At 62.1% G+C, this 248-nt stretch carries 1 pseudogene; it reads right to left on the bottom strand.

The features are described 5' to 3' along the window. Positions 1-241 (bottom strand): annotated as a pseudogene (locus EOD29_RS33955) (phospholipase); the annotation flags it as partial. Positions 242-248: the final 7 nt, after the last annotated feature.

Here is a 248-nt window from a genome sequence, read left to right as displayed (position 1 = left end):
CCTCTGTCGTGCGGATGCCGTCGTCTGGAACCGGCTGGCCGGGAAAGCCGATACGGTTGCGCACGTTCTTGAAGAAGTCAGCACCCGGCTCGCGATACTGGATGGCGAAACCGACGAAATCGATCGGCGGCCGGCCATTCTTCCAATCCATGCCGAGCAGCACCATGCCGTCACCGCGATGGATGGTCAGCGCAAAAGGCGCAGCCGCATTCCTGCCGGTCACACGAAAATCCGTATCCATGCCCGCC

It is taken from the genome of Mesorhizobium sp. M1A.T.Ca.IN.004.03.1.1 (assembly GCF_003997555.1).
GTDB lineage: Bacteria > Pseudomonadota > Alphaproteobacteria > Rhizobiales > Rhizobiaceae > Mesorhizobium.
The sequence above is the reverse complement of the archived record's forward strand: the minus strand, read 5'-3'. Positions and strand labels throughout refer to the sequence as shown.